The organism is Kosakonia sp. H7A (genome assembly GCF_003028445.1).
Lineage (GTDB): Bacteria > Pseudomonadota > Gammaproteobacteria > Enterobacterales > Enterobacteriaceae > Kosakonia > Kosakonia radicincitans.
On sequence record NZ_PYTZ01000007.1, the window covers coordinates 223608 to 246288 of the forward strand.

Here is a 22681-nt window from a genome sequence, read left to right on the forward strand (position 1 = left end):
AGCTACATACCTTTGTGTAAGTTGGCTTAGATACTTACGGAGTCAAAAACGATGAGTCTTAATGATATTAAAGGTGACGAAAGAAAAAACCGAAAAAACAGCCGTTTTTCATTTCGGTCAGATGCTTATCCGGAGAAAACATTTACTGTGGTTCATTTAGAAGGAACTGAAAGCATCTCAAACCCTTTCAGCTATGAGTTAATCCTTGTCTCCGAAAATAATGATATTAATTTTGACCTTATTTTGCAAAGTAAGGTCCATTTTGAAATTTATTCTGTTGATGGTATAGATACCGCCTTATATCATGGAAAAGCATCAGCATTTGATCAGCTTAATTATGTGAATGGCTATGCCTTCTATCGTGTTAAGGTTGTACCTGCTATGTGGGATTTATCTCAATACAGTGGTTCTGATGTATATTTAAATGAACAGGATATTCCCCATATTATTGAATCCGTACTACTGAAATCACGGCTTACCCGTAATAATTATGAGTTCAAAATTAGCGGTAATTACCGCCCCAGAAGCTTTGTCTGTCAATATCAGGAAAGTAATCTGGATTTTATCTCAAGGCTTATGGAGCGGGAAGGCATTTACTATTTTTTTGAGCATGAAGGAAAAACAGCTGAAAATTTGGTGATCATCGATGATATGAACCTTCAGTCCGGTAATGTATCTGAACTGATCTATACTTCCTCAGAAATATATGATGAACAGATCGCCAGACATGCTGTCCGTGACTTAATGTGCAGTCAGAGTGTGATACCGAAATCTATAACTCTTCAGGATTTTAATTATCGACGAGCAGGAATTCCGCTTAAAGTCAAATATAATATTTCCTCGTCTGGCACTGGGGAAAAAACAATATTTGGTGAAAATTTTCGGAGCAATGATGAAGGGTTACGTTATGCCAGGATCCGGGCAGAAGAAATTTCATCCTCTTCTAAGATATTTCATGGTCAGTCAACAGCAATAGGCATCCGGGCAGGTTCTGTGGTTTCTGTGACCGGTCATTATCGTGAAGATTTTAATATCCGGTATTTAATAACAGAAGTCAGGCACACCGGGATGCAGGCTGGAGCCCTCATCTCGTCAATTCATGATGTACTTCCTGGTAATATATCCGGTGGTGAAACCGCTTATTCATGTCGGTTTACTGCAATTCCAGCATTGCAGCAGTTCAGGCCCCCCCGGATAACGAGAAAACCGGTCATAGCCGGGACCATGAGTGCCATCATCGACGGTGAGGGGAAAGGCGAATATGCTGAACTGGATGAATACGGGCAATACAAAGTCAGATTGCCTTACGATTCAAAAGATCGTCCTGCTAATCAGTCTTCAGCGCGGATAAGACTTGCGACACCGTATGCTGGTAGTGACAATGGTCTGCATTTTCCTTTGCTGAAAAATTCTGAAGTTCTGCTGTCTTTTATTAATGGCGATCCTGACCAACCTGTCATTATTTCTGCAGTACCAAATTCGGAGAATCCAAACACTGTAACGGATAAGAATGCGCATCAAAATCGTATTGTTTCCGCAGGCGGCAATCAGATTTCACTGGACGACAGGAAAGGTGCAGAAGTCATGTTTATTCATTCCCCTTTCCATAACAGCACAATTGGCCTGGGCTCAATAGACCCCAAGGGCGGAGGAAGTATCTGGAACAGTACTTCAGGAAGCTTTGGTTCTGTAACTGCCGGAGAGAAGATAATTCTCACCGGAGGAACAAAGGTTTTTGTGGATCTTGCCATTGAAAATAGCCTGGCAGTTGGCGGGGTCAATAATATTACTGTTGGACCATCAACTAAATTCTCTCTGGCAAGTGATCTGCAGTGGAGTTATGGCCCCAAGTACATGATTGATGATGGACCAACGCATGAATTCAAAACAGAACACCAGATACAGGCATCAAAATCTGTCCTGATTTCTGGCGGGATGAGAGTTAGCAGCGACTCAAAAACCAAGCTGGCCAAAAAAGCAATGAGGGCCAATGTGATAACAACACTCGCTGCACAAGCCGGAATGGCTGCTGGCGCATGCCATGAAGTAGCCAAGAACAGTGATGATACTGGTCCGGATGTCGCAAAAATTCATGCTTCTCATGACATTAATAAGAAAATTGCAATCTTACATTCCATGGGTTCAGAATTATTCAGTATTGGTTCGCAGTTTTTTAACGCAGGGATAGTTTATGGGCTATTAAGGAACTTCGATAAAGTCGGTTATGACAGTAACATGAAACTGGACAATAAAGGAATAAAGATGGATGTCTCTTCTACCCTGAATAAGAAAAGTTCATTTATCCTGATGGATGATACTTCGATTAATATCCGATCATGTAGCAATTTTATTCTTGTCAAAGATGATGATGATTCCGTCTCTGTGTCTGCGGATGATGACGCAGTCGCATCGACCAAACTGGAAAATATGTCTGTCATACCGGATCCAGATCCTGGCAAATCATCAAGTGAATTACTTCTGAACTCAGGGCATGCCACACTTTATACCCAGGACCAGCAAGGCAAGGTCTCTTTGTGGCATTCGGATGGCTCCGTTGTAGTCAGTCAGACGGGAGTACTTTTGAAGACAGCCATAAGTACATTGTCCTTGGATTCAGTGACGGGGATTGCCAAGTTGAGATCAAAGATCATCCAACTTGGATAACGCGTTCGGGATAAGTATGAATAACATTGACTGGAGTATCTGTGAAAATATCAAAACCTGAGACGATGGCTTTACTTTATCGGCACTGCAATCTGAAAGGTACGAATACCCTCTCAGTCGGCATGACAGCTATGTTTTCATTAAACCGTCCTGACATATTGTATTCTGAAAGAGAATACTGGGACTATTTCTCTGATCAAGAAGATACGCCAGATTTATTCGACACAGGGTGGCCTAAACCTGCCGGAGAATATTTTGTTTATGGTACAGCCCATGCTCCAGGATTACGTCCCGTTAATGAAATGACTGTAAACGTTCAAATTGGTACTCAGACCAAGACAGTGGTTGTCAGCGGCGATCGTTTAATAGACCCGGAAGGAAGGCGCCTGTATTCTTGGGAAACTTTTGTGCAGATGCCCCTTACTCCACACCAGGCTTACGGTGGCTCCGGTGTTTTGCACAATACCTTGGGTAAAGGATGGGATACATTTATCGATGAACACGGATCGTTATTTCGGAGGTTACCAAATGTTGAATTTTTAGAGCATGAGATGACGGGAACCGATGGTGAGGTAACTCCAGCGGGATACTGGCGTTGGCCACCTACCCATCCCGACCGGCTGAATCTGCTTGGTACCCCTGACAATGCATGGCTATCAGCAGCATGGCCCGGTTTACCAGCGGATGCCTCAACAGAGTTTTTTCATGAAGCACCACCCGACCAGCGAGTCAAAAATGGATTCTGGCGGGGAGATGAAAGTATCAGTCTGTCAGGATTTTCAGCTGATAAAGTCATATATAGTCGTTTCCCGGGACTCAGGGCGCGCTGCTTTACATGGACCAGGAAGAAATCTGCTGAAGGAACGATATCGCTGCACCTGAAAAGTCATGAGGCAAGGGCAGAAACTCTCTGGATATTTCCTGACTCCGGGATGGGCGTTGTGTTGTACCGCGCATGCTTTCCGGTTTCGGAGGCAGCTGCTAGTGAATCATTCAACCTTTATGCAGCGTGGGAGTACCTGGAGCACGAACCTTTATCTGAAGAATTCTATCTCACGCAAATTGCAGAAACAGATACACCACCCGTCGGCGAAGAGAAAGACTCCCTGAATGGGAATCCAGGCTCCCACATTCAATCCCCCCAACGGCAATCTTACGAACACGCAGATAACGAAAATAGAGAAGAACTGAATAAATTAAGCCTGTACATTAGTGAACTTGAGAAGATAATAGACCAGACCCTTAAGAAGGATACCCTCTCAAATGGAACTCTAGAGGAAAGCATCTTTTCCATTCCTCCTCTTCCTCCATTACGTCCGCTCTCTGATATAGCTCGTGAAATAGAGGAGATTAAGGAGAAAAATGAATCTCTTCTGAAAAAAAAAGGCGTCAAACCTTTTGATACGGAGCGTCATTTTGCGGAACTGCAAGGCGATACAGCCCGGAAAGTTTTGGAGAATGCAGGTCAGGGGCTTGAGGCTCATATTGAATACCTGAAAGGCTTTATAGCCAAAGAACATGGTAATACAACAGGAACTGATACGGGTACTCTTTCTATTCTGGATGCATCGATTACTAGGCTGAAGAAAGACATTTCAGACTTCCTGGATGAAAACTTCGCGGAAATAGAAAAATACGATAAGTTCTCGGCTGAAGAAGTGATTTCCACTAAAGACAATAAATCTTCTGTAATAACACGTGAAGAAGTTATTAGCCGATATCGTAAGTCAAAATCTCTGGCTGGGGCTGATCTGACAGGGATAGATCTCTCAGATATCGAGCTGTGTGAAGCCGATTTTAAAGGGGCTATTCTGGAATGCACATCATTTGCAGGAAGCAAATTGTCAGGTGCTTGTTTTGACTCTTGCATTATTCTAGATACTGATTTTTCCTCTTCCTGTCTTGAGGAGGCAAGCTTTATTTCTTGCCGTGCTACCGGTGCGATATTCCGCCATGCAAGGATGTTAGGTTGTCAGATAATCCAAAGTGATTTCGGGCAGGCGAATTTATCTGGTGCAGACCTGCGCGAATCATGCCTTTCTGAAAGCATTTTTGACGCCGCGGTATTGTCGGATGCCCTTTTGGCATTTTGCCGCGGAGAAAATATTTCTTTTTACCAGGCAATTCTTAGCGGATCAGATTTTATGGGATGTACACTCAGTAAACCTGATTTTCGTGCAGCGGACCTGAATGAAACAAACTTTTGTCGCGCTTCACTCAGCGATGCAGATTTTTCTCTTGCAAATGTGGTTAGCACTAATTTTGAAAGCTCAAACCTTAATCGGAGCAGGGCTACAGAAGGGACTAATTTTTCCCACTCTATTTTTAAATGTGCCAGTTTAATTTCTGTCAGTTGGTCCGGCGCCTCATGCATAAATGCCAATTTCGCTCAGTCCATTATGACGGATGCGGATTTATCATATTGTGAATTATCGTATGCCGACTTTTATCATTGTGAAGCTGGAGGTTGTCGACTGAGCTATGCCAACCTGACTGGTGCTGACTTAACAATAGTGAATTTAATGAATGGTTCTTTACGGAACGCAACTATTAATTCGGCCCTGTTCTATGGAGCCAATTTATATTTAGTGGACTGCGAGGGGATCAGGGCGGAAATGGAGTATTTTAAGGGAGCCATTATAAGCAAGACATTACTTGAACACAGAAAACTACCGGACAAAAGAGATTCTGCGTATGAAGCAGCACATGACCAGAGATGAAGTAGTTTTAGAATTAAGTAAGGCAAGACATTTTTCTAATGTAAATCTCACGCATATAGATCTATCGGAACTTGATTTTTCAAAAAGTCACTTTGAAAGTGTTAATCTGAGCCATTCAGATCTGTCGTCCTGTAATTTTGAACAGGCATTTTTCAGTAATGTAAACTTATTAAATGCTCGTTTTCGTAGCGTTAAGGCCCTGGAAGCTATATTTATTCGCTCTGATGTCTCCAGAGCTCTCGTGGATTCATCTGATTTCAGTTTCAGCGAATGGGTCGGTTGTGATATATCAAAATCACTTCTGGAAAATTCAGACTTCATATGTTCCCAGTTTACAGACTGTAATCTTGCGGATATGCAGCTTAATGGTTGTAATTTAACTCGAGCTATGATGTGCGATGCTGATCTGAGAACAGTCACGTTTAGCGACTCCAGAATTAACAATGCCTTATTTATGCGCTCAAATCTTGAAGGAAAAATATTTTCCCGGATGAGCTTACATCTAACAAATTTTTCTGAAGCGAATCTTTCAGATGCTCAGTTTGAAGATTCATCGCTGGAAAGAGTAATACTTTCGGATTCAGTTCTTACCCGAAGTAATTGGTCTGGTGCAAAAGTTAAATTCAGCTCATTTTCCGGAGCAATTTTAAAAAATTCAGATATTAGTGAGACTTTATTTTCTGCATGTAATTTTCAAGGTTCGGACTTCAGTTTTTCCAGCGCGCAGAATAGCAGATGGGAATATTGCATGCTTGCACGTACCAGTATGACAGAGTCTGACTTTCAACATGTAACGTTTACTGAGTGCGACTTATCACATTCCCGTTTCGGAGGAACAAACCTGAATGGTGGTTCTTTTATTCGATCCAACCTGCATGTGACATTTGATGATATTAAACAGTGTGAGGGGGTACATTTTGACGGAGTTACGGGCACGAATGAGGAACGACTTAAGGCAGAGAACTGGAAGCCGCAAAGCACCTATTTCAGAAAATAAGTCATAAAGGAGATACAGCGTGAAAGTAAAAACATCCGAATTAGCGCACTCTGCTGCTGACTGTCAGGCCCTAACAAGGGTTGCAAAAGTTAAAGGCCGCTGCGGTTTATGGTTCCTCCTTGAAAGCATGGACCCTTCTCTGACACACGCCATGAAGGCTGCCAGTTGCCTTTCAGAGCCAGCAAACGGGGATCTGGTTCTTGTCTGCTCTTCAGAAAATTATCGCAACCACTATATTATATCAATACTGTCTGCTTCTGAAGCCAGTGTATCCACAGTGATCTTATCTGATGGGATCCGTTTATCATCCCGGGACGGACGGCTCAAGATTGAAACGCAGCGGCTTACGATATGTGCAGAGGAAAAGCTGTCTATCGCTTCTTCCAGTATTTATCTGACAAGTCGGGCGCTGTTGTTGCGCAGCCAGCATCTCCGTGCCCGGTTATCCAGCACAGTGGCACGTATCTATGCTCTGCAAATGCACTCAGTAACAGTGCTGGCGACATGTCGCAGGTTATTTGTGAAAGCCCGTGACAGCTTTCGCTGGGTCGAGCGGATGGATGACACGCGTGCAGGAAGGATAAACCTCAGCACAGAAGAAACCATTAAGATACGGAGTGCCTCACTCACAATGCGAGCATCCGATAACGTAAAAATTGATGGTAAACATATTGATCTTGGGTGAGGTAAATTATGTTTGCACTTACTCAGGGTTGTCCTTATCCGTTAACCGCCTTTCCGGATGTCTGCATCACGCCGTTTCCCGCTCCGGCCCCCCCTGCCCCTGTTCCATATCTGAACACAGGGATCCCGTCTATTGCATCGGGTACCAGTAAAGGAGTCTTTGCGGCCGGAACACCTATGTTCACAACGCAGTCGTATGTTCCGATGACTTTCGGCGATCAGCCGGGACAGCATGGGGGGGTTCTGTCAGGGTGTACTGGAGGAAAAATAGACTTTCCAGCGGGGAGTCGAGTAGTAAGGATCGAAGGAAAGGGCGTAATCAGGATGGGTGATGAAAGCCGACACAACAGCGGCAATGTAGTTAGTGTTGTGAATGTTCCTGCTCAATTGACCGTCATGATTATGAGTTAAATCAAGGGAAATGCTGCATGTCAGGCATTCTAATACAGGTTTGAAAATCTATGCTATCCCGTAATAATGTGATTTTTATTATCATGCTGTTCTGTAGCGGATGCAGTATCAGTGATGAAAGTGAAAAAGAAAAGGCAGAAAACAATATCGCATGGAATTTCAGTCCTTCCTCGATAGTATTTGATATTCGTTCCGATGAACAGCTAAATAATGAAAAAGGCCAGCCTCATACTCTTGTACTAGTGGTTGTTCAGATGAAAGACACCATACCTTATTACCAATATATATCTTCTAGAGATAACCTGGATTCTATTATCTCCGCAGGAAATAATGATACTATTTTTAACCAAGTTAAACGTTATGTTATTCCTCCTGGTATTAAATCCCGTCTTGTAATGGACAGGCTCCCTTCAACTCGCTATGTAGCTGTAGTTGCAGGGTATTTAAATTTTTCCCCAGATAAAGCTCAGAAGGTTTTTAATATCCCTGTAGAATTTTCTCGCGCCGGGCTATTCTGGCTGCATAAGTTCGGCCGGCCTTTGCCATTATTTTTGGAGATAAATCTTGGTGAGCATTTTATTTCTGATGCTAAGATATTGCCTGCTGAATCTTTTCATCGTCAAGCCATACAGGATAATAGTGGAAATTCCACACAGTACTCTAGTGATTTAATTGAACTAGTTAACCAGAGGTGATGCATGAATCATTCTTCAGGAAGCGTTTTCTGGCATCAGGGGATGTTTATTCAGCCCCAGCATTTTCAACTGGAAACACTTAGTTGGCGGGGACAGCTAAAACCCTTTTATGAAGGGGGATATCCCTTTTTCTGGGGGGTTGGAAGCCTTGAATTTGACCTGTTATACCCTGGTTCATTTTCTATTGCTGTCAGACAAGGAAATTTTCTTTTTCAGGACAGTACTTATACTGAATTCCCCGGCAATGCACTTATTGAAACGAGGAGTTATGAACTGAACTGGTTTGATAAAAATAAACTTATGCGTGTATATGTCGGGCTAAAAAGGATGAAACTGACAGGTTCAAATGTAACAATGACTGATGAAAACACCACAGGGAAATTAAAAGACACTCGATTTATCACACTCCGGAACAATGAGATGCCAGACCTTTACTCAGATGGACCTGCAGTTCCAGTGATGACATTGAAATATAACATAAAGATTATTTTTGATCACGAAATAACTAATTTTAGTGATTATCTCTGCATCCCTGTTGCAATACTTGAAATAACTGACGGCGGGGTACGGTTTAGCGAAAATTATATCCCTCCCATGTTCAAATTTGATGCTTCTCATCAATTGCAATCAAAACTCAGAAGCTTTCAGAAAGAAATGTCTGGTTATCTTCATCAACTTTCGTATAACAGTCTATCTGAAAGTTATTCTTCGCTTCCTGTTAATTTTCGGGACATGGGACGACTCATGATGTATCAGGCGTTGAGTAGTTCTCTTCCTCTTATTGATCACATTATGCACGCACCTGGATTTCATCCATGGCACATTTATTCTTCTTTAATACAACTTGCAGGAATGCTGCGTGTTTATACCGGAGGTGAAACGGATCCAAATGGAGATCAAGACGTCATTCCTCCATATGATCACCTCGAATTAGATAATTGTTTTACGGTTGTCATTAAAATTATCGGACAGTCATTAAGTCAGGCGTGCGCAGATCGTGAAGTCACGATCCGAATGACGGCGACTTCGTCTGGATATTCTGCTGAGTTTCCTCAGGGTGTTTTGAAGGGAGATTTTGGATGTATTCTTGCCCTATCAAATCCTTCAGTAAATGGGAATGGTGTCCTACGCGAATCCCTCATGTCCGGAAGCAGACTGGCAGCGCCGGTTGATCTCGACCATCTCATACATCATGCCATGCCTGGACTTAACATCATTCCGTTGTCGTCCCCTCCCCATAGGATTCGCAGTCACCCTGGCACGGAATATTTTGAAATTCAGTGCGACGGTAAATTATGGGAAAACGTTGTTATGTCCGGGCAGATTGCACTGTTATGGTCCGAATCCTCTCCGGTTGTCTCTGCAAATATCATTATTTACAGGAACTAATCAATGTATAAATTTCGTCTTGTGGAATATTTCATCCCATTGATGTCTTACATTCAGTTTTTCAGGGCAAACCCCTCACCCAGTGCGAAACAACTGGCAGATATTATTGAAAAATATATACAATCAGCTCGACAGAAAGCCCTTGACGGTAACCTCAGCGAGGACTTTGACAACGCACTATTTGCTGTTATCGCCTGGATAGATGAAGTTGTTCTGGGAACTGAATGGAGTGAAGTAGAAGAATGGAAAAATAACCACTTACTCCAGCTAAAAATTTATCATACAGTCACCGCTGGTGAAACTTTTTACCGTAAACTCCACGCACTAGATGACGACAATTTTGATGTAAAAGCAGTCTATATTTACTGTCTATATCTTGGGTTTACAGGCAAGTTTGGCTTTCACGACCAACATGGCGAGCTTGAAAAATTAAAAATAGAGAATATATTAGCATTCCTTTCTAACCCAGAAAAATCTGGCTTTAATCCTGAGTCTAAACTCTTTCCTTTCAGCTACAGGAAAGACCGTATTGTACACAAAAGGAAGTATAGCTACTGGGGACGATGGTTCAATATAGGGTTATGGAAAAGCATAGCATTAATATCTACCCCGCCAGCGTTCTTGATTTTTATATCTTATTTTTATCTCTGGCGAACTTCATTATCTGATTTTTAATTGGTACCCTTATGGTCAAATTTCTAAAGTATTTATCGATAGTTTTCATCTTGATATTTATCACATCAGGATTGTTTGTAATTAACTTATATTTCTCCTGGCCACTCTGGTTATATGCTCTGTTCATTTCCATGTTAGTAGCTCTGGCTTTTGGTGGATATTACGTATATTTATTCTGGATCGCTATAAATTCCCGCAGTCGTTTAATTCTTGATAGCACGTATAAAAAAAAGAATGAATTAAGGAACAAACTAAGGCTCAAATGGGATGATTCCGTGAAGTACCTTAAATATTCCGAACTACAGAGAACTGGAGATCCTGTTTATGTACTCCCATGGTATTTAATGATTGGCCGCACAGATGCAGGAAAAACAACCGCTCTTACGGTATCTAATTTTCATCTAATCTCGGGTGAAGAAAGATATACCGACATTGCTGAAAATACTAAAAATTTTGACTGGTGGTTTTCTGATGAAGGAGTGATTATTGAATGTGCAGGTAAATATTTTGATAATACAACTCCAGAAGCAGAAAACGAATGGGATATCGGGCTTGACCTTCTTGCAAAACACCGCTCCCACAATGGTGTTGATGGTATTATTCTTACCATTCCAGCAGAAGACCTTAAAGGAGCAGGTCAAGGTGATACGATTACATATGCTGTGATTATCAGGAAACGAATTGAAAGGCTCATGCAAAGTTTCGGACGTACCTTTCCTGTATATTTGGTAATAACCCACAGTGATAAAATCTATGGTTTTGAACGGTGGGGGCACTTATTGCCTGGACCTGTACTCACAGAAGCAATGGGATGGTTGTCTGATCAGAATAGTATCAGTCCAGATATTGCATCTGAGTATGCATTATCCTCTATATTTGAACAACTACAGATTTTAAGGTTAAGTCTGATCGCGAATATTCCTCCTTCTGACATTGATCCTGAACTGTTGTTATTTCCATCGGAGCTACTGTCACTAAAAAACCCTATTCGCGATTTTCTCCATCAGTGCTTACGCGACAGCCCATACCTTTCCGGCGGACTACTCCGGGGGATTTTCTTCTGCAGTGCAGCACAGCAAGGGGGCGCTCAATCAGACTTTTTGCCCGGATTATCTCCTGTAGCACAGGATGAAAATATGAGCGGGGGTATATTTTTACAAGAGGTTTTCCGCAATGCGATTCCCTCCGACCGATTTATGTTCAGATCTCAAATGTTTTCCAGTCCCTGGATACGGTTGACGCGTACTATAGGGTTAATTTCAGGTATTGCCTTCAGTATTACGCTATGCATATTAATTAGCATCGCATTAATCAATAACAGTAATACCCTTGCTTTAATTTTGCGGACACCTATTTTTAACTCTCATTTATCATCATTCACAGACAGTAGTATAAAGCAGCTTGTTACCGATAGTGACATTTTGGCCGAAGCTGAATATCGCAGCCAGGCCTGGTATAACAGATGGATGGCCAGAACATCCTCAGTCAACAACCTTTCCCGGCGTTTAAAGGAACGTTATCTTTCCCGGTATCATGAGTTCATACAACCTGTGCTGTATAAGTATGAAATTATGTCAGAAGCTACGCGTTATACGAATCAGAGGGCACCAGATGCACACCTCATTGTCAATATTGTCCGGCATCTTGCATTACTGGATGAAAGGCTGAATGGTGGTGGTCTTGTTCAGCTTGAGTCAATGCCTCCGCTGGTGAAAACAGGAATACAAGGACTGTCCGACGTTGATTTGACAACCCTGACGGTAAGGTCATTAGCGTGGGATGAGATGAACAATACTCAGTTGGCAGAGTACAGACGCAAGCTTATTGCGATCCTGCGGGAGTATATGTATTCCGACCCACAGATGAGGTGGTTAATCGATATTGTCGATAATAATTCGACTGTCTCCCTTAGCGAATTCTGGCTCAGTTATCCCAATGCTTCGCCAGAAGATATTCCCGAGTCACTCACACATCGGGGACAAGTCGCCATTGGTTCTTTTATGCAACAATTAAAACACTATTCAGGTGATAATGCGCAGGTATGGGATGAACACGAGATGGCCTTTAATTCCTGGTATCAGCAGCAGCGTTTTCTTGCATGGCAGAATTTTGCACGAGCATCTATTCGCTTGCCCGAAAAGTTTACAACTGAAGCGGAATGGTCACTGGCACTAGCCAACCTGGCAAGTGATTCAGGCCCTTATTTTAAACTACTGTCCCGTCTGAACAGCGAATTTTCTGATCAACCATCTTCTTCACTACCCGAATGGCTAAGAGAAGCCAGAATACTGCAGTCACTCAGGATTCAGAGTACAGAACATGCAGGAAGCAGCCGGGTCGGAAAAACTCTTGATGCCGCAAGTAATGTTGGAAGTCAGGCTATCAAGACAGCCATTATCGATAACCCAAAAGACGGAGTGAATGTTATCTCTGCTCAATTAGCGAAGATGGATTCCTTTCAGCGATATTTTTCAGATGTCAGCCGGATTGTGTCAGTAGCCTCGGCTGGTTCCATGCGTGCATCAGAACTTGCAACAGCTTTTCACACGTTCGACCTGTCTGGTTCTTCTGATAACGAAACCGTACGGCTCGTTCGCAGTCTTTCTTCTGATCTCAGGGATTTAAAACTTAAAAGCGGTACAAATGATCCGGATACAATCGGATGGTCATTAATAGAGGGTCCCTGGCGGTTTGTCATGCAATATGCAGAAAAGCAAGCCTCTTGTCATTTGCAGAATCAGTGGGAAAACAGCATTGTCCAGCCCTCGCATACTTTCATAGGAAAAGACGCGCTTATTGATTATCTCTACGGTCTTAATGGAGTTGTCTGGAAATTCTTGCAGGGGCCCGCGACACCTTTTATTCGTTTCGATGGTAGCAACTATCGTATTAGCCGGGTAAATGGTTATGAGCTCCCTTTTTCTCCCGAGTTTATTACATTTATTAATGGTGTTATGGCGAAACATATTGAGATTTTGTCTGCCAAGAAACGAGAGCAGTCAGAGGAAAATGAAAACCAGATATTGAGAGATGACCAAGTAAGGATATTAGAACAAACCATTACTAATGTTAGTGAGAAATTATCAGAGATGCGCAATGAAGAACACTACATAACTTTGACGAGCGAGCCAGTTAATATTAATGAAGAGTCAAGAGATAAACCTTATGCTGCTCTGCTTAGCATGCAATGTGCTAAAGGAGAACAATCTCTGAATAATTACAACTTCACCACCAATACTACCTTCAGATGGAGTATTAATCTGTGCTCAGATATGCTGATAAAAATACGATTAGGCAGCACAGAGCTCGTGAAACGTTATGTCGGAGATCTTCCTTTAGCTGACTTCATTGGAGATTTCAGAGACGGTGGCCACCGCTTTATCCCTGCTGATTTTCCTCATGAGGAAAGCAAACTTAACAGAATGGGTGTAAAATGGATAGATGTTCATTATCGGTTTGATAAGCTGGATACTATGTCTGCCTTTATCACCAACTTCAAACAACTTCAGTCTCAACAGAAAGAAGCTATACTGCAAAAAGAGCAATTGCAAAGCCAAATATCTCATTTTTCTCTGAATAAAGAAGAGAAGCAATTGCCGGATAACTTATTTCATATAACCGAACTGCAAAGGGGGGACAAGAACTTCTGGTTGCCTTCCAGAATAAGCAACTGCTGGAACTGAACTCAGTATGACATTTCTGAACTGCTGGCGGATAAACTCCCATAGCCATGATGTTCTGCATTACGTATGAGGTCAATATTACCAGAACGGTAAGTAGTGGCAGGCAACACTTATTCCAGTCTATGCTTTGCCTGAACCGGGAGCGCAACTCAGCTATTTACGTCACTGTTTTGTCCCTTCATTGAAGGGACAAGTACTAATAAGATAGCTGCTTTATACGGGAAAGTATTATATTAGATAACTCACTCAAAAATGAGCACTTATCCCTGTAAAAATTTGCATTTCTCCACTGTCTGAACCTGTCGCGGTATATGTCAAAGAGCCTGTTGCCTGTATTTTTGTCGTCAAGGATGTCGAAGTACTGAAACGAATATCACCTTTATTCCTGTCCAGTGATGGGACATTACGGCTAAACTCAAGTGAAGATGACTTCAGTCCTCCCCGGACATTCGGGACAGTATCTCCGGTTTCATGGCGATAACGAGCCTCCAGCTCCATATCCAGGCCATCTATGCTTGCCCCTGCCATCCAGCCTGCAGCCATCCCCTCCAGGACTGCATGCTGACTGTCAAATCGCATTGATGTACTGCTATCTCCCGACTCTTCATATCCCCCAACTCTGACATCATCACGGTAGTACTGTACCCTGGGACCGGTTCGTAACCACTCTGTGACGGGAAGATCGAATCCGGTTGAAATACGTAATCCTGTGAGTCGTGAATCTGTGTGCCCTGTCTCCTGGCGAGTCAGGGGGCCAAGTGAGATTGTTCTCCTGATATCATCCAGCCCGGCATAAAGGAGAATTGCATCTCCCGTTAACCAGAACGGACCGTACCCGAGCTGGCTATATACGCCTGCCTGACGGCCACGGAAGGAATAATAAAAATCATCTTCTCCACGCTTTTGCGCCGGAGAAAGAGCCACTAGTCCACCGACGTTCCATTCTTCACTTAATTGGCGATCCACACTAAGCAGCAGGCTCCCCGATTTCCGGGGATTTAAACTTCCGGATATTCCTCCTGAGATAGTATTTTCACCGACTGGTGAATCCGATATTCTCAGCTGACGGTAGCGTTCATCCACTAATGTACGACTGTCCATAATCATATTCTCCGGTACCCGTGCCAGTGCAGATACCTGAACAGGAGCATCGAGAATAGATGCCATATAGTCACCCATGATGGATTGCACTGACGGAGACGGGTGCAGTCCATCTGCAAACAAAAAGTGTTGCGATTTATTAAAGCCTTGCATTGTTGATGTACAATTTGCTGCCGAAATGCCGACGGGGCAGGCGCTACCAGCGGTATTAGTCAGGCCGAATTCGTTTGGAGAAACTAACATTTCCCGGAACAGACCATTCACATCCGCATAGGCGATATTTCCTCCTCCGCCAGCCAGGTTCTGTATTTCATTGTCACGATACAGTGCGGATAAAGAGGAGAGCTGATTTGTATATGCCTCATACATGCTTCCCATCTTATTTACTAAAACTTGCTGCTGCGCAGGTACTGATGTAGCTACGGAAGCCGCCTCATAAAAAGCCTGATGTATCGCATTAAGTCGGCTGGATTCGTCAGGGGTTGAGGCAGAGGAAAGAGACGTCATGGCTGCCACTACAGCAGCCTGCTGTGCTGATGGCAAAATGGTGGTAATGATCTGTTGGATAGCAAGAGGTGCAAAACTGATATCTGGTACTGAAGGTACCACGATCAAACCAGCCCCGGCTTGCAAAAGTGATTTAACCTGACTTGCTGCAGCACTGCTGCTCATTGTCACAATATTAGTCGCTTCATTGGGTTGCTGTGACGCAGCAATAATATCGTTTCCACCAATATAATGGATAAAGAGTCCTGCATTATCCGCCTGGTTGCTCCGGGAGAGTAAATATTGTTGCACTTGTATGGCGGTTGTATTCAACGAGTTTCCTGTTGAAATTGCCGTAGCTCCTCCCGAGGCATAATTACTACCGCCAGAAACAAAGGGGCTAAGCGTTAATCCGTAATGGGCAGCAAGTTGCTCATCATAAAACTGTGCAGACTGCCCGTCCCATGTGTAGCGTCCGGCATTGCCTGTATCACTTAGACTATCGCCAAAGACAGTAATTGAATCGAACGTATTTGCCTGAACATTCAGAGCAATGCAGGAAAAAATAAGACACAAGGGGCTTTTTATATACATTCCACTAATTCTCCACTTTTCATTATTTTATAGGATGGAAATAGTAATCCAATAACAGACATACAAGGGATGCTTTGCTAATTTTAAGGCGATTTTCTTATTAATTCCGAATTATATCCGCATTGTACCTTGGATTTTTACGTGGCATTTTCAGCTCAAAAAAAACTATTATAACCCATATCTTACGCAGGAAAAAATTACAACAAATCAATAACCTGCACATTCATTTTTCTTGTTTTACTTGTATATCCGACTGGCTTCTTTTGTTTTCTCATGAGAATTCTCTGATGCGATATTTTATCTCATATACAACATTCCGAATGACAGTTTAAATCTGCGTGGGACTTACAGAACCGGATCATTAACCTACATACCCCTTTCGCCCACCATAAATATTCCACCTAAAACCACCTGATACAGCAAATTGAATCACACCTGACATTAAATAAGACATTTTAAATTAAGCATCTTATATTTTAGCCACACGCTAATTTTGCACGTGAAATATTTTATAATAAGAAATATAACAACAGCATACCTAGCCTGCATTTCACTCCAGTAAATCCAGTTAACTTTGTACTGAGATGTAATTAAGACATTAGCAAACGAAAAATCACCTTCCTGGGTCGAGTATGAAAAATGAAACAATATATGTCGCGCTGGTGCTGATCAACGCATTGATTATAAAGGGTACAGTCGCGGGGGACGTAAATATTTACTTCGTCTGTACTGGGAGTGTCTGTAGCTATACCCTGCCGGATGTGGAGAGTGGCCGATGAATTTGCGGATTACACATCTCGCTGCTGGAGTCCTGATGTTTCACGTAACAGCAGTACCGCTGTCCGGTTTACGGCGACTGGAGTGGTCCCCCGCCGCCCATCCCTTGCAAGCGGGCATGAGGACCTTGGCAGCAGAACTGCACACCATAACCACCTCGATGCACCAAGTTCGAATACAAGGAGTGAACGTCCCTGAAGAGGTCATGAAGCCCGACGTACCGCAGGACACAATGTATTCCCTTGACCCGCAGTGGAATGGCCATAGCCCCCATGCTTTTCCTGTCCTGCCTGCATGTACCGGAGGTCACCATGCCTGACCTTAATAATGATGTGGTTTTTCTATTTGACAGGGTCCTTGTGATGGACCGGGCGCATCTGACCGGACTTGCCCTGTGTAACCTGGCAGACAGCGTTGCGCATCGTCCATGCAGTGAATATGTGGCGGACCTGTCCGCCCTTCAGGCTGCCGTGTCCTGTGCCGGGCAGGAAAGGCTGCTGCTCATTACAGAGTTGATGAGCGCTGGCAGTACCGTCCGTGACGGGGTGACTTTGCTGCAGGCGCTGCAGCCGTTACAGCAGACGGGGCAGTGCCGGGTGATGGTGTGCACCGATCTGGCAGACCCGCTGCTGCTCAGGGCAATACTCAGTGCACATCCGTCCGTGCTGGCACTGCGACGTGAAGCACTGGTGGTCCTGCAGGATGCCATCAGAATGGCCGATGTGGACTGGCCTGGAACGGTTCTGAGTCCCGCGGTGACCGAAGAGCTAGCTCGGGTACAGGAGGTGAAACTGGCGCCCAGGGAGATGGAGATGCTGGTTACCCAAGTCGACCATCCGGACCTGAGGGCATTGGCACAGGTGATGAACGTTAGTCACAAGACGGTGTCGGCGTGGCGGCTGAATGTCATGCGACAGATGACAGTAAGCAGGAAGTCCTCCTTCAGATGGCGTCTGGCACAACTGCAGAAAATCACCGGCAGGCGGTGACACAACCTGAATAATGTCAGGCATTGCAGGCGGGAAACACATGCAGGATAACAATGACGAAATGACCTGGACGCAGGCCGTTATCACAGTACTGCGCTGGCTGGCTCTGGTGGCCTGGTGCGGATTTATCCTCCGGATACTGTATCGCTTGTTGGGGTAACTGCTCACTCAGAAAGTACGTGTACTGATGAGAGACATCCGGTATTCAAGACGGAAGACATCTTGAGCCTCCTGATTTCCGAATAGCAAGTAAATGCATCCCCGGGAGAAAATAAATATATGCTGACGATAATTATTACTTTGACCGCTGTGGTTATTTTTCTGCGCCTCATGCTCCGCTCCTGCTTGCCGGATGGAGGGAAAATTAACCGTCCGGTGATGGCAGTATGTTATTGATTACTCATGGCGATGCATCTTTCCTAGAAATGAAAGCTGAGTTGCTTTCGTCGACCTGTCAGAAGTGTTTCTTATAGTACACGACTGCCGGGCTTGCTCACCTGCCCTTGTTTAACCGGGAGAGAATACTATGGCCGTTCAGGCTGATTTACTGGAGTTATTCACAGGCGGATGCTTCTGCGGATCTGTACGATATCAGGTTGCCGGAAAACCTCTGGCCGTCGCAGTCTGTCACTGCAAGGACTGTCAAAGAAGCGCTGGAGCCCCAATGGTTTCGTGGTCGCTTTATGCACAGTCATCGCTGGTCATTATTAAAGGAAAACCAGCTACTTTCAGTAAGTCCGGCGCTGCAATCCGGAGCTTCTGTCCTGTGTGTGGAAGTGGTCTGTTTTATACTAATTCGTTGAGCATTCCAGGCAGAGTAGACGTGCAGTCCTCTACATTTGATTGCCCGGAAGCTTTCCCTCCTCAGGCCCAGGTTCAGGTTGCAGAACGTCTTGACTGGGTAAACCATCTTCTGGAACTGCCAGGTTACGAAAGGTATCCCGGTCCAGATAAGATACCCTAATAGAGGATTGCGCCTGGAGGGAGCCTTTTTCGTTGCACCCGATTGCCAGCTTTTCCTGCAAAGAATGGTATTTCAATGCTTCCCGGGCAAACTGGCAGGCACGGAAAAACTCATTTTTACCTTCACGAAGCACTTTCAGCCAGCCGGCCAGATAGATTTCATGCTGAACTCATCGTAAACGCCCAGTTCCGCACAAAGAAACGCGCTGCCGGTTTCGGCTATGAACTCCTCCATGCCTTAGATTGGATCGCCAAATTTACGAGACGACGATGTGATCCTTTCACGGTTCAAACGATTATTGCGACCAGATGCATGAATTAATTCGTGAAGCAGTGCTGACCAGCAATCCACCTCAGACAGAAACTACGATGTCGCTGACATGACTATCCGGTCCGTTACGGGCTGGTAATTCCGGCTCGCCAGTCAGCGTCAGAGGCTGCAATGATGCAACTTAAGTTAATACAAAGAGAGTTCAGGAACACAAGATATTCCCCTCACATACAGGATTACTATGCCCGCTCTGCTGACGATGTGATAAGACAGTCAGGTACCTCCAGGACACAGAAAACATTTGCTCTCAAATACTCATACCGGTGTGGCGTTCCACCACGCCAGCAATCACAATCTATATGCTGAAAAGCTGAGTTATAAGAAGTTATGTGCTGATACTAGGTATTCCCTTTCACGGGGGGCTCCAACCTAATCGGGGGCACCCCGTTCTTTTTTTGGTCGCAAACAGACCTGCAATCAACAGGAGGAGTGTTCGGTGCCACAGAAGACACAGGGAGAAAAAATTGCTCATATGGCCTGGTGTGCACTTATTGCACTGCACATGGCTCGCAGGGAAAAAACGGTCCCCGGAAAGGCAGGAGAAACACAGTTTCTGATACGCTGGCTTTCAGAAGCGCACCGCAGGCGTATCTTTCCCCGCGAGGTAGCCGACGATATTGCGTGGCTGCTCAGCGAAGGCCGCCGTCATGGAATACATGCGCAACTGAGAAAACGTCTGGAATGTCTTTGGCAGATATTCACCGGGGGCCTGGCCGCGCAAAGTGACCAATATCGTTATGAGTGGATGACAGAAGTGATGAAGCAGAGCGGCTGGCAGTACCGGGTTCTGAATGAGCAAGAGTGGCGGGAAGCACCACATTTCCCGGGAGGCAGGGAAAACGGCGTTGCTGTATGCTTTCAGGTACTGATGGGCTGTTTTGATGCTCAGGGTAGACAGGTGTCATCGCTGGAAATCAGAATTCACGGAGACCGGACGTCATTCCTGAACCTGCTCAAGGACGCTCATTGGTTCGTTCTAACACAAGGAGACCGCTGGTTTCTGAGCGCCACACCGGCGCCGGTATTCTGACAAGCTGCGTCGGCTCGGTTTGTTTCCCCGCAAGTCATGTATCTGTAGTCAATTGTTCATGCTGGTACTGACTTTCGGGCGCGGTTTTATACCCTCGCTGAAAAATGTGTCGTCCGTAAGCCCTGCCGATAATTTACCGTAGGTGAGAGCAAGCGCCTGACTTTTCCTGAGTGAAGTGTCAACGCCAATACCGCAGATCTCTGTCCATTTACGAGAACATAACATATTTATCTTACGGTTATTTTTTGAATGTTATGAGAAAAAACAATTAATACCCCCCCAAAAAAAGAAATAATATTCATCATTACAAATAGCACAATCAGTAATAAACAATAATTACCTAATCGCGCCACACTAAAACAAGGCCATATTTACTCATCAATTAATATAAAATCCGACTATAGCGATAAACGGAATCGGCACCGCCTTAAAAATCCTTCGCTGAGAGCGAAAATATCAGTCAGAACCAGAGTCTCAACATTTATTGATCCCACCACAACCTGAAATGTTATCGAACCTCGAGATGGCACGCCCTGTGATTAGTGCCTCCCCCGTAATGTGAATGAGTCTGTATACCCACCACATTGCGCTGGTCCAATCATATCATTTGAAAACCACTTCCTGTAAAAGAAAGAAAAGCGTTCCATTTATGGAAGGCTACGTCTCTAAGGAACATATTTACAAAAAAATACCATTTGTTAGATTTCTGTAGAAATTCAGACCAAGCCAGTTCTTATCAGCATGTTTACAAACGGGAAAATGTGATGGGAAACAGGAAATACCTGACCGCAAAGGAGGTTGGTCAGTTGTTATCGGGAGCTGAGAAAAGCAGGAACCCTGAACGTAATTATTGCATGATACTCATGGCGTACCGCCATGGTTTTCGTATCAGCGAACTTCTTTCGGTCACCCTCTCTGATATTGATATGGATTCCGGGATTATATTTATCAGAAGGCTTAAAAATGGCTTCTCGGTTGCGCATCCCTGCACTGATGAAGAGTATGATAGCCTTAAAATATGGTTGAGGATCCGAAGTCATATACCCGAAGGGAATAATACTGACAACATATTTATCTCTTCATCAGGGCGAAAAATTTCCAGAACGCAGGCCTGGAAAATAATAAAGCAATGCGGGCAGGATGGTGGCGTGCCCTTTCATGTGCATCCCCATATGCTCCGGCATTCATGCGGATATCATCTCGCCGACAAGGGAACTGACACGCGCCTCATCCAGGATTATCTGGGCCACAGGAATATCAGACATACTGTTTTATATACAAAAAGCAATTACAAACGCTTTGAGTCTCTATGGGGAACAGGTTCTCTTTAGTCGCGAATTTAACTGTGTTAAATCCGCACAAAAAATGTCATCCAGCACGTCGACAAGATAGTCGATAAAAATACGTGCGCTTTTACTGATATGCCTAGAACCGGTAAGGATATACACAGGAAGTGGAGGGAATGACCATTCCGGAAGAACCGGAATGACATTCCCCTTACTCAGGGAATCAGAAATGACTTCTGGTGTCAGAACACTAATACCACAATCACTTTCAGTTAACTTAAGCATCATGGCAATATTGTTGGCAGAGTAATTCACAGCTACATTGAGACTTATGGCTTCATCGCCCTTACATAAAGTCCATCGCGCCGGTTCTTTCATGTATGAGGGGCCAATACATTGATGCTTAAGAAGTTCATCAGGATGCGTAGGTTTACCAAATTTTTCGATGTATACGGGTGATGCATAAAGCTTCCGGTTTAATATCCCCTCTGCTCGGGAAACAAGATTAAGATCACGGATATCACCAATACGAATACAAATATCAATCTCATGTTCAGGTAAATTTAGCTTCTGGGTGGACAAATTGAAATTAAACCTGATAGACGGATAGAGTTTCGAGAAGTTTTTAATCTGAGGTGCTATAAAAAACACACCAAAATCAACGGGACAGGTGATATTTATCGTTCCTGATGGATTGTTCACCATACTTTTCACCTCATCTTCAAGGCTAACAACATCCTTTATAATAGCTTCAGCTCTTTCGATATAATGCTTCCCTGGTTCCGTCAGGATTAGCCCTCTGGAAGTTCTTATGAAAAATTTCAGGCCAAGCCTTTTTTCAACGACAGAGATACGCCGCGAAAGTGTGGCAAGAGGTATACCTGAAGAAGTGCTGGCTATCGTCATATTAAGAGACTTACCCGCAAAATAGATGTAAACCATATCCCGTAGATCTGGTATCTTATCGTTCATGGATATCACCTGGTATATAATTCAATTATTAGCAGTCTGGTAGAGTGATGGATACTCCAGCGCACTTTAAAATAGAAATAATCATAATACAATGATTACTGAATTCTATGGCATGAAAAGAGAAACCTGAGTCACCTCAGAACAAAAGGATAGACTCCATGTCTTTACAACAGATAAACCAGGAACACCGACATACTTCCGTCCTCCTTTTCATTCCTCTGTACAGATACTGAC

General features: G+C 43.9%; 15 protein-coding genes and 1 pseudogene. 13 read left to right on the plus strand and 3 right to left on the minus strand.

The annotated features are described in order from the left end of the window. The first annotated feature begins 51 nt into the window (after positions 1-51). Genes CWM66_RS21250 through CWM66_RS21290 form a run of 9 tightly spaced genes read left to right on the plus strand, consistent with a single transcriptional unit; the run spans position 52 to position 13918 of the window. Complete coding sequence (locus tag CWM66_RS21250; RefSeq protein WP_107147221.1) at positions 52-2664, plus strand: type VI secretion system Vgr family protein; 2613 nt, start codon at positions 52-54, stop codon at positions 2662-2664. Between the two features lie 41 nt (positions 2665-2705). Further along, positions 2706-5384, plus strand: coding sequence for a DUF2169 domain-containing protein (locus CWM66_RS21255; RefSeq protein ID WP_107147222.1), 2679 nt, complete (start codon positions 2706-2708; stop codon positions 5382-5384). Further along, positions 5371-6381 carry a pentapeptide repeat-containing protein gene (locus CWM66_RS21260; RefSeq protein WP_158262961.1) on the plus strand — a complete coding sequence of 337 codons (1011 nt, stop codon included), beginning with the start codon at positions 5371-5373 and terminating at the stop codon, positions 6379-6381. Before CWM66_RS21255 ends, CWM66_RS21260 begins: the two co-directional genes overlap by 14 nt. Positions 6382-6400: 19 nt before the next feature. Further along, a complete protein-coding gene (locus tag CWM66_RS21265; RefSeq protein WP_071921429.1) occupies positions 6401-7066 on the plus strand; it encodes a DUF3540 domain-containing protein in 666 nt (221 codons plus the stop codon). 8 nt (positions 7067-7074) lie between these two features. Continuing rightward, positions 7075-7476, plus strand: coding sequence for a PAAR-like domain-containing protein (locus CWM66_RS29570; RefSeq protein ID WP_071921430.1), 402 nt, complete (start codon positions 7075-7077; stop codon positions 7474-7476). Between the two features lie 50 nt (positions 7477-7526). After that, a complete protein-coding gene (locus CWM66_RS21275) occupies positions 7527-8171 on the plus strand; it encodes a type VI secretion lipoprotein TssJ (protein WP_107147224.1) in 645 nt (214 codons plus the stop codon). Positions 8172-8174: 3 nt separating this feature from the next. Beyond that, positions 8175-9560, plus strand: coding sequence for a type VI secretion system baseplate subunit TssK (tssK, locus tag CWM66_RS21280; RefSeq protein ID WP_107147225.1), 1386 nt, complete (start codon positions 8175-8177; stop codon positions 9558-9560). Between the two features lie 3 nt (positions 9561-9563). After that, positions 9564-10235 (plus strand): DotU family type IV/VI secretion system protein, encoded by a 672-nt coding sequence (locus CWM66_RS21285; protein ID WP_107147226.1) that lies wholly within the window; start codon positions 9564-9566, stop codon positions 10233-10235. 11 nt (positions 10236-10246) lie between these two features. Further along, the gene (locus CWM66_RS21290) at positions 10247-13918 is read left to right on the plus strand and encodes a type VI secretion protein IcmF/TssM N-terminal domain-containing protein (RefSeq protein WP_107147227.1); all 3672 of its coding nucleotides are present in this window, start codon (positions 10247-10249) and stop codon (positions 13916-13918) included. 246 nt (positions 13919-14164) lie between these two features. On the opposite strand, the gene CWM66_RS21295 is transcribed toward CWM66_RS21290, so the two are convergent. Further along, positions 14165-16099 (minus strand): autotransporter domain-containing protein, encoded by a 1935-nt coding sequence (locus tag CWM66_RS21295; protein WP_107147228.1) that lies wholly within the window; start codon positions 16097-16099, stop codon positions 14165-14167. Between the two features lie 1088 nt (positions 16100-17187). On the opposite strand from CWM66_RS21295, the gene CWM66_RS21305 reads away from it, so the two are divergent. Continuing rightward, the gene (locus CWM66_RS21305; RefSeq protein WP_107147230.1) at positions 17188-17865 is read left to right on the plus strand and encodes a response regulator transcription factor; all 678 of its coding nucleotides are present in this window, start codon (positions 17188-17190) and stop codon (positions 17863-17865) included. A 526-nt stretch (positions 17866-18391) separates the two neighbouring features. Continuing rightward, complete coding sequence (locus CWM66_RS29575; protein WP_107147231.1) at positions 18392-18829, plus strand: GFA family protein; 438 nt, start codon at positions 18392-18394, stop codon at positions 18827-18829. Between the two features lie 67 nt (positions 18830-18896). Here the strand turns inward: CWM66_RS29575 and CWM66_RS29315 are convergent. Further along, positions 18897-19237: pseudogene (locus CWM66_RS29315) on the minus strand (zincin-like metallopeptidase domain-containing protein); the annotation flags it as partial. A gap of 358 nt (positions 19238-19595) precedes the next feature. Between CWM66_RS29315 and CWM66_RS21320 the strand changes: the two are divergent. Together CWM66_RS21320 and CWM66_RS21325 are read left to right on the plus strand one after the other, a co-directional pair. Further along, entirely contained in the window at positions 19596-20189 is a 594-nt protein-coding gene (locus tag CWM66_RS21320) for a DUF2913 family protein (RefSeq protein ID WP_071921438.1), read from the plus strand. 764 nt (positions 20190-20953) lie between these two features. Further along, positions 20954-21520 carry a tyrosine-type DNA invertase gene (locus CWM66_RS21325; protein ID WP_107147232.1) on the plus strand — a complete coding sequence of 189 codons (567 nt, stop codon included), beginning with the start codon at positions 20954-20956 and terminating at the stop codon, positions 21518-21520. Here the strand turns inward: CWM66_RS21325 and CWM66_RS21330 are convergent. After that, on the minus strand, positions 21497-22447 hold the full coding sequence (locus CWM66_RS21330) for a LysR substrate-binding domain-containing protein (RefSeq protein ID WP_107147233.1): 951 nt from the start codon (positions 22445-22447) through the stop codon (positions 21497-21499). The genes CWM66_RS21325 and CWM66_RS21330 overlap by 24 nt on opposite strands. Between the last annotated feature and the right edge of the window lie 234 nt (positions 22448-22681).

Excerpts from the sequence above, each read along its gene's own strand:
- CWM66_RS21275 (WP_107147224.1), top strand. The coding sequence starts at position 7,527 with ATGCTATCCCGTAATAATGTGATTTTTATTATCATGCTGTTCTGTAGC.
- CWM66_RS21325 (WP_107147232.1), top strand. The coding sequence starts at position 20,954 with ATGGGAAACAGGAAATACCTGACCGCAAAGGAGGTTGGTCAGTTGTTA.
- tssK (WP_107147225.1), top strand. The coding sequence starts at position 8,175 with ATGAATCATTCTTCAGGAAGCGTTTTCTGGCATCAGGGGATGTTTATT.
- CWM66_RS29575 (WP_107147231.1), top strand. The coding sequence starts at position 18,392 with ATGGCCGTTCAGGCTGATTTACTGGAGTTATTCACAGGCGGATGCTTC.
- CWM66_RS21295 (WP_107147228.1), bottom strand. The coding sequence starts at position 16,099 with ATGTATATAAAAAGCCCCTTGTGTCTTATTTTTTCCTGCATTGCTCTG.
- CWM66_RS21330 (WP_107147233.1), bottom strand. The coding sequence starts at position 22,447 with ATGAACGATAAGATACCAGATCTACGGGATATGGTTTACATCTATTTT.
- CWM66_RS21305 (WP_107147230.1), top strand. The coding sequence starts at position 17,188 with ATGCCTGACCTTAATAATGATGTGGTTTTTCTATTTGACAGGGTCCTT.
- CWM66_RS21290 (WP_107147227.1), top strand. The coding sequence starts at position 10,247 with ATGGTCAAATTTCTAAAGTATTTATCGATAGTTTTCATCTTGATATTT.
- CWM66_RS21285 (WP_107147226.1), top strand. The coding sequence starts at position 9,564 with ATGTATAAATTTCGTCTTGTGGAATATTTCATCCCATTGATGTCTTAC.
- CWM66_RS21260 (WP_158262961.1), top strand. The coding sequence starts at position 5,371 with ATGACCAGAGATGAAGTAGTTTTAGAATTAAGTAAGGCAAGACATTTT.
- CWM66_RS29570 (WP_071921430.1), top strand. The coding sequence starts at position 7,075 with ATGTTTGCACTTACTCAGGGTTGTCCTTATCCGTTAACCGCCTTTCCG.
- CWM66_RS21250 (WP_107147221.1), top strand. The coding sequence starts at position 52 with ATGAGTCTTAATGATATTAAAGGTGACGAAAGAAAAAACCGAAAAAAC.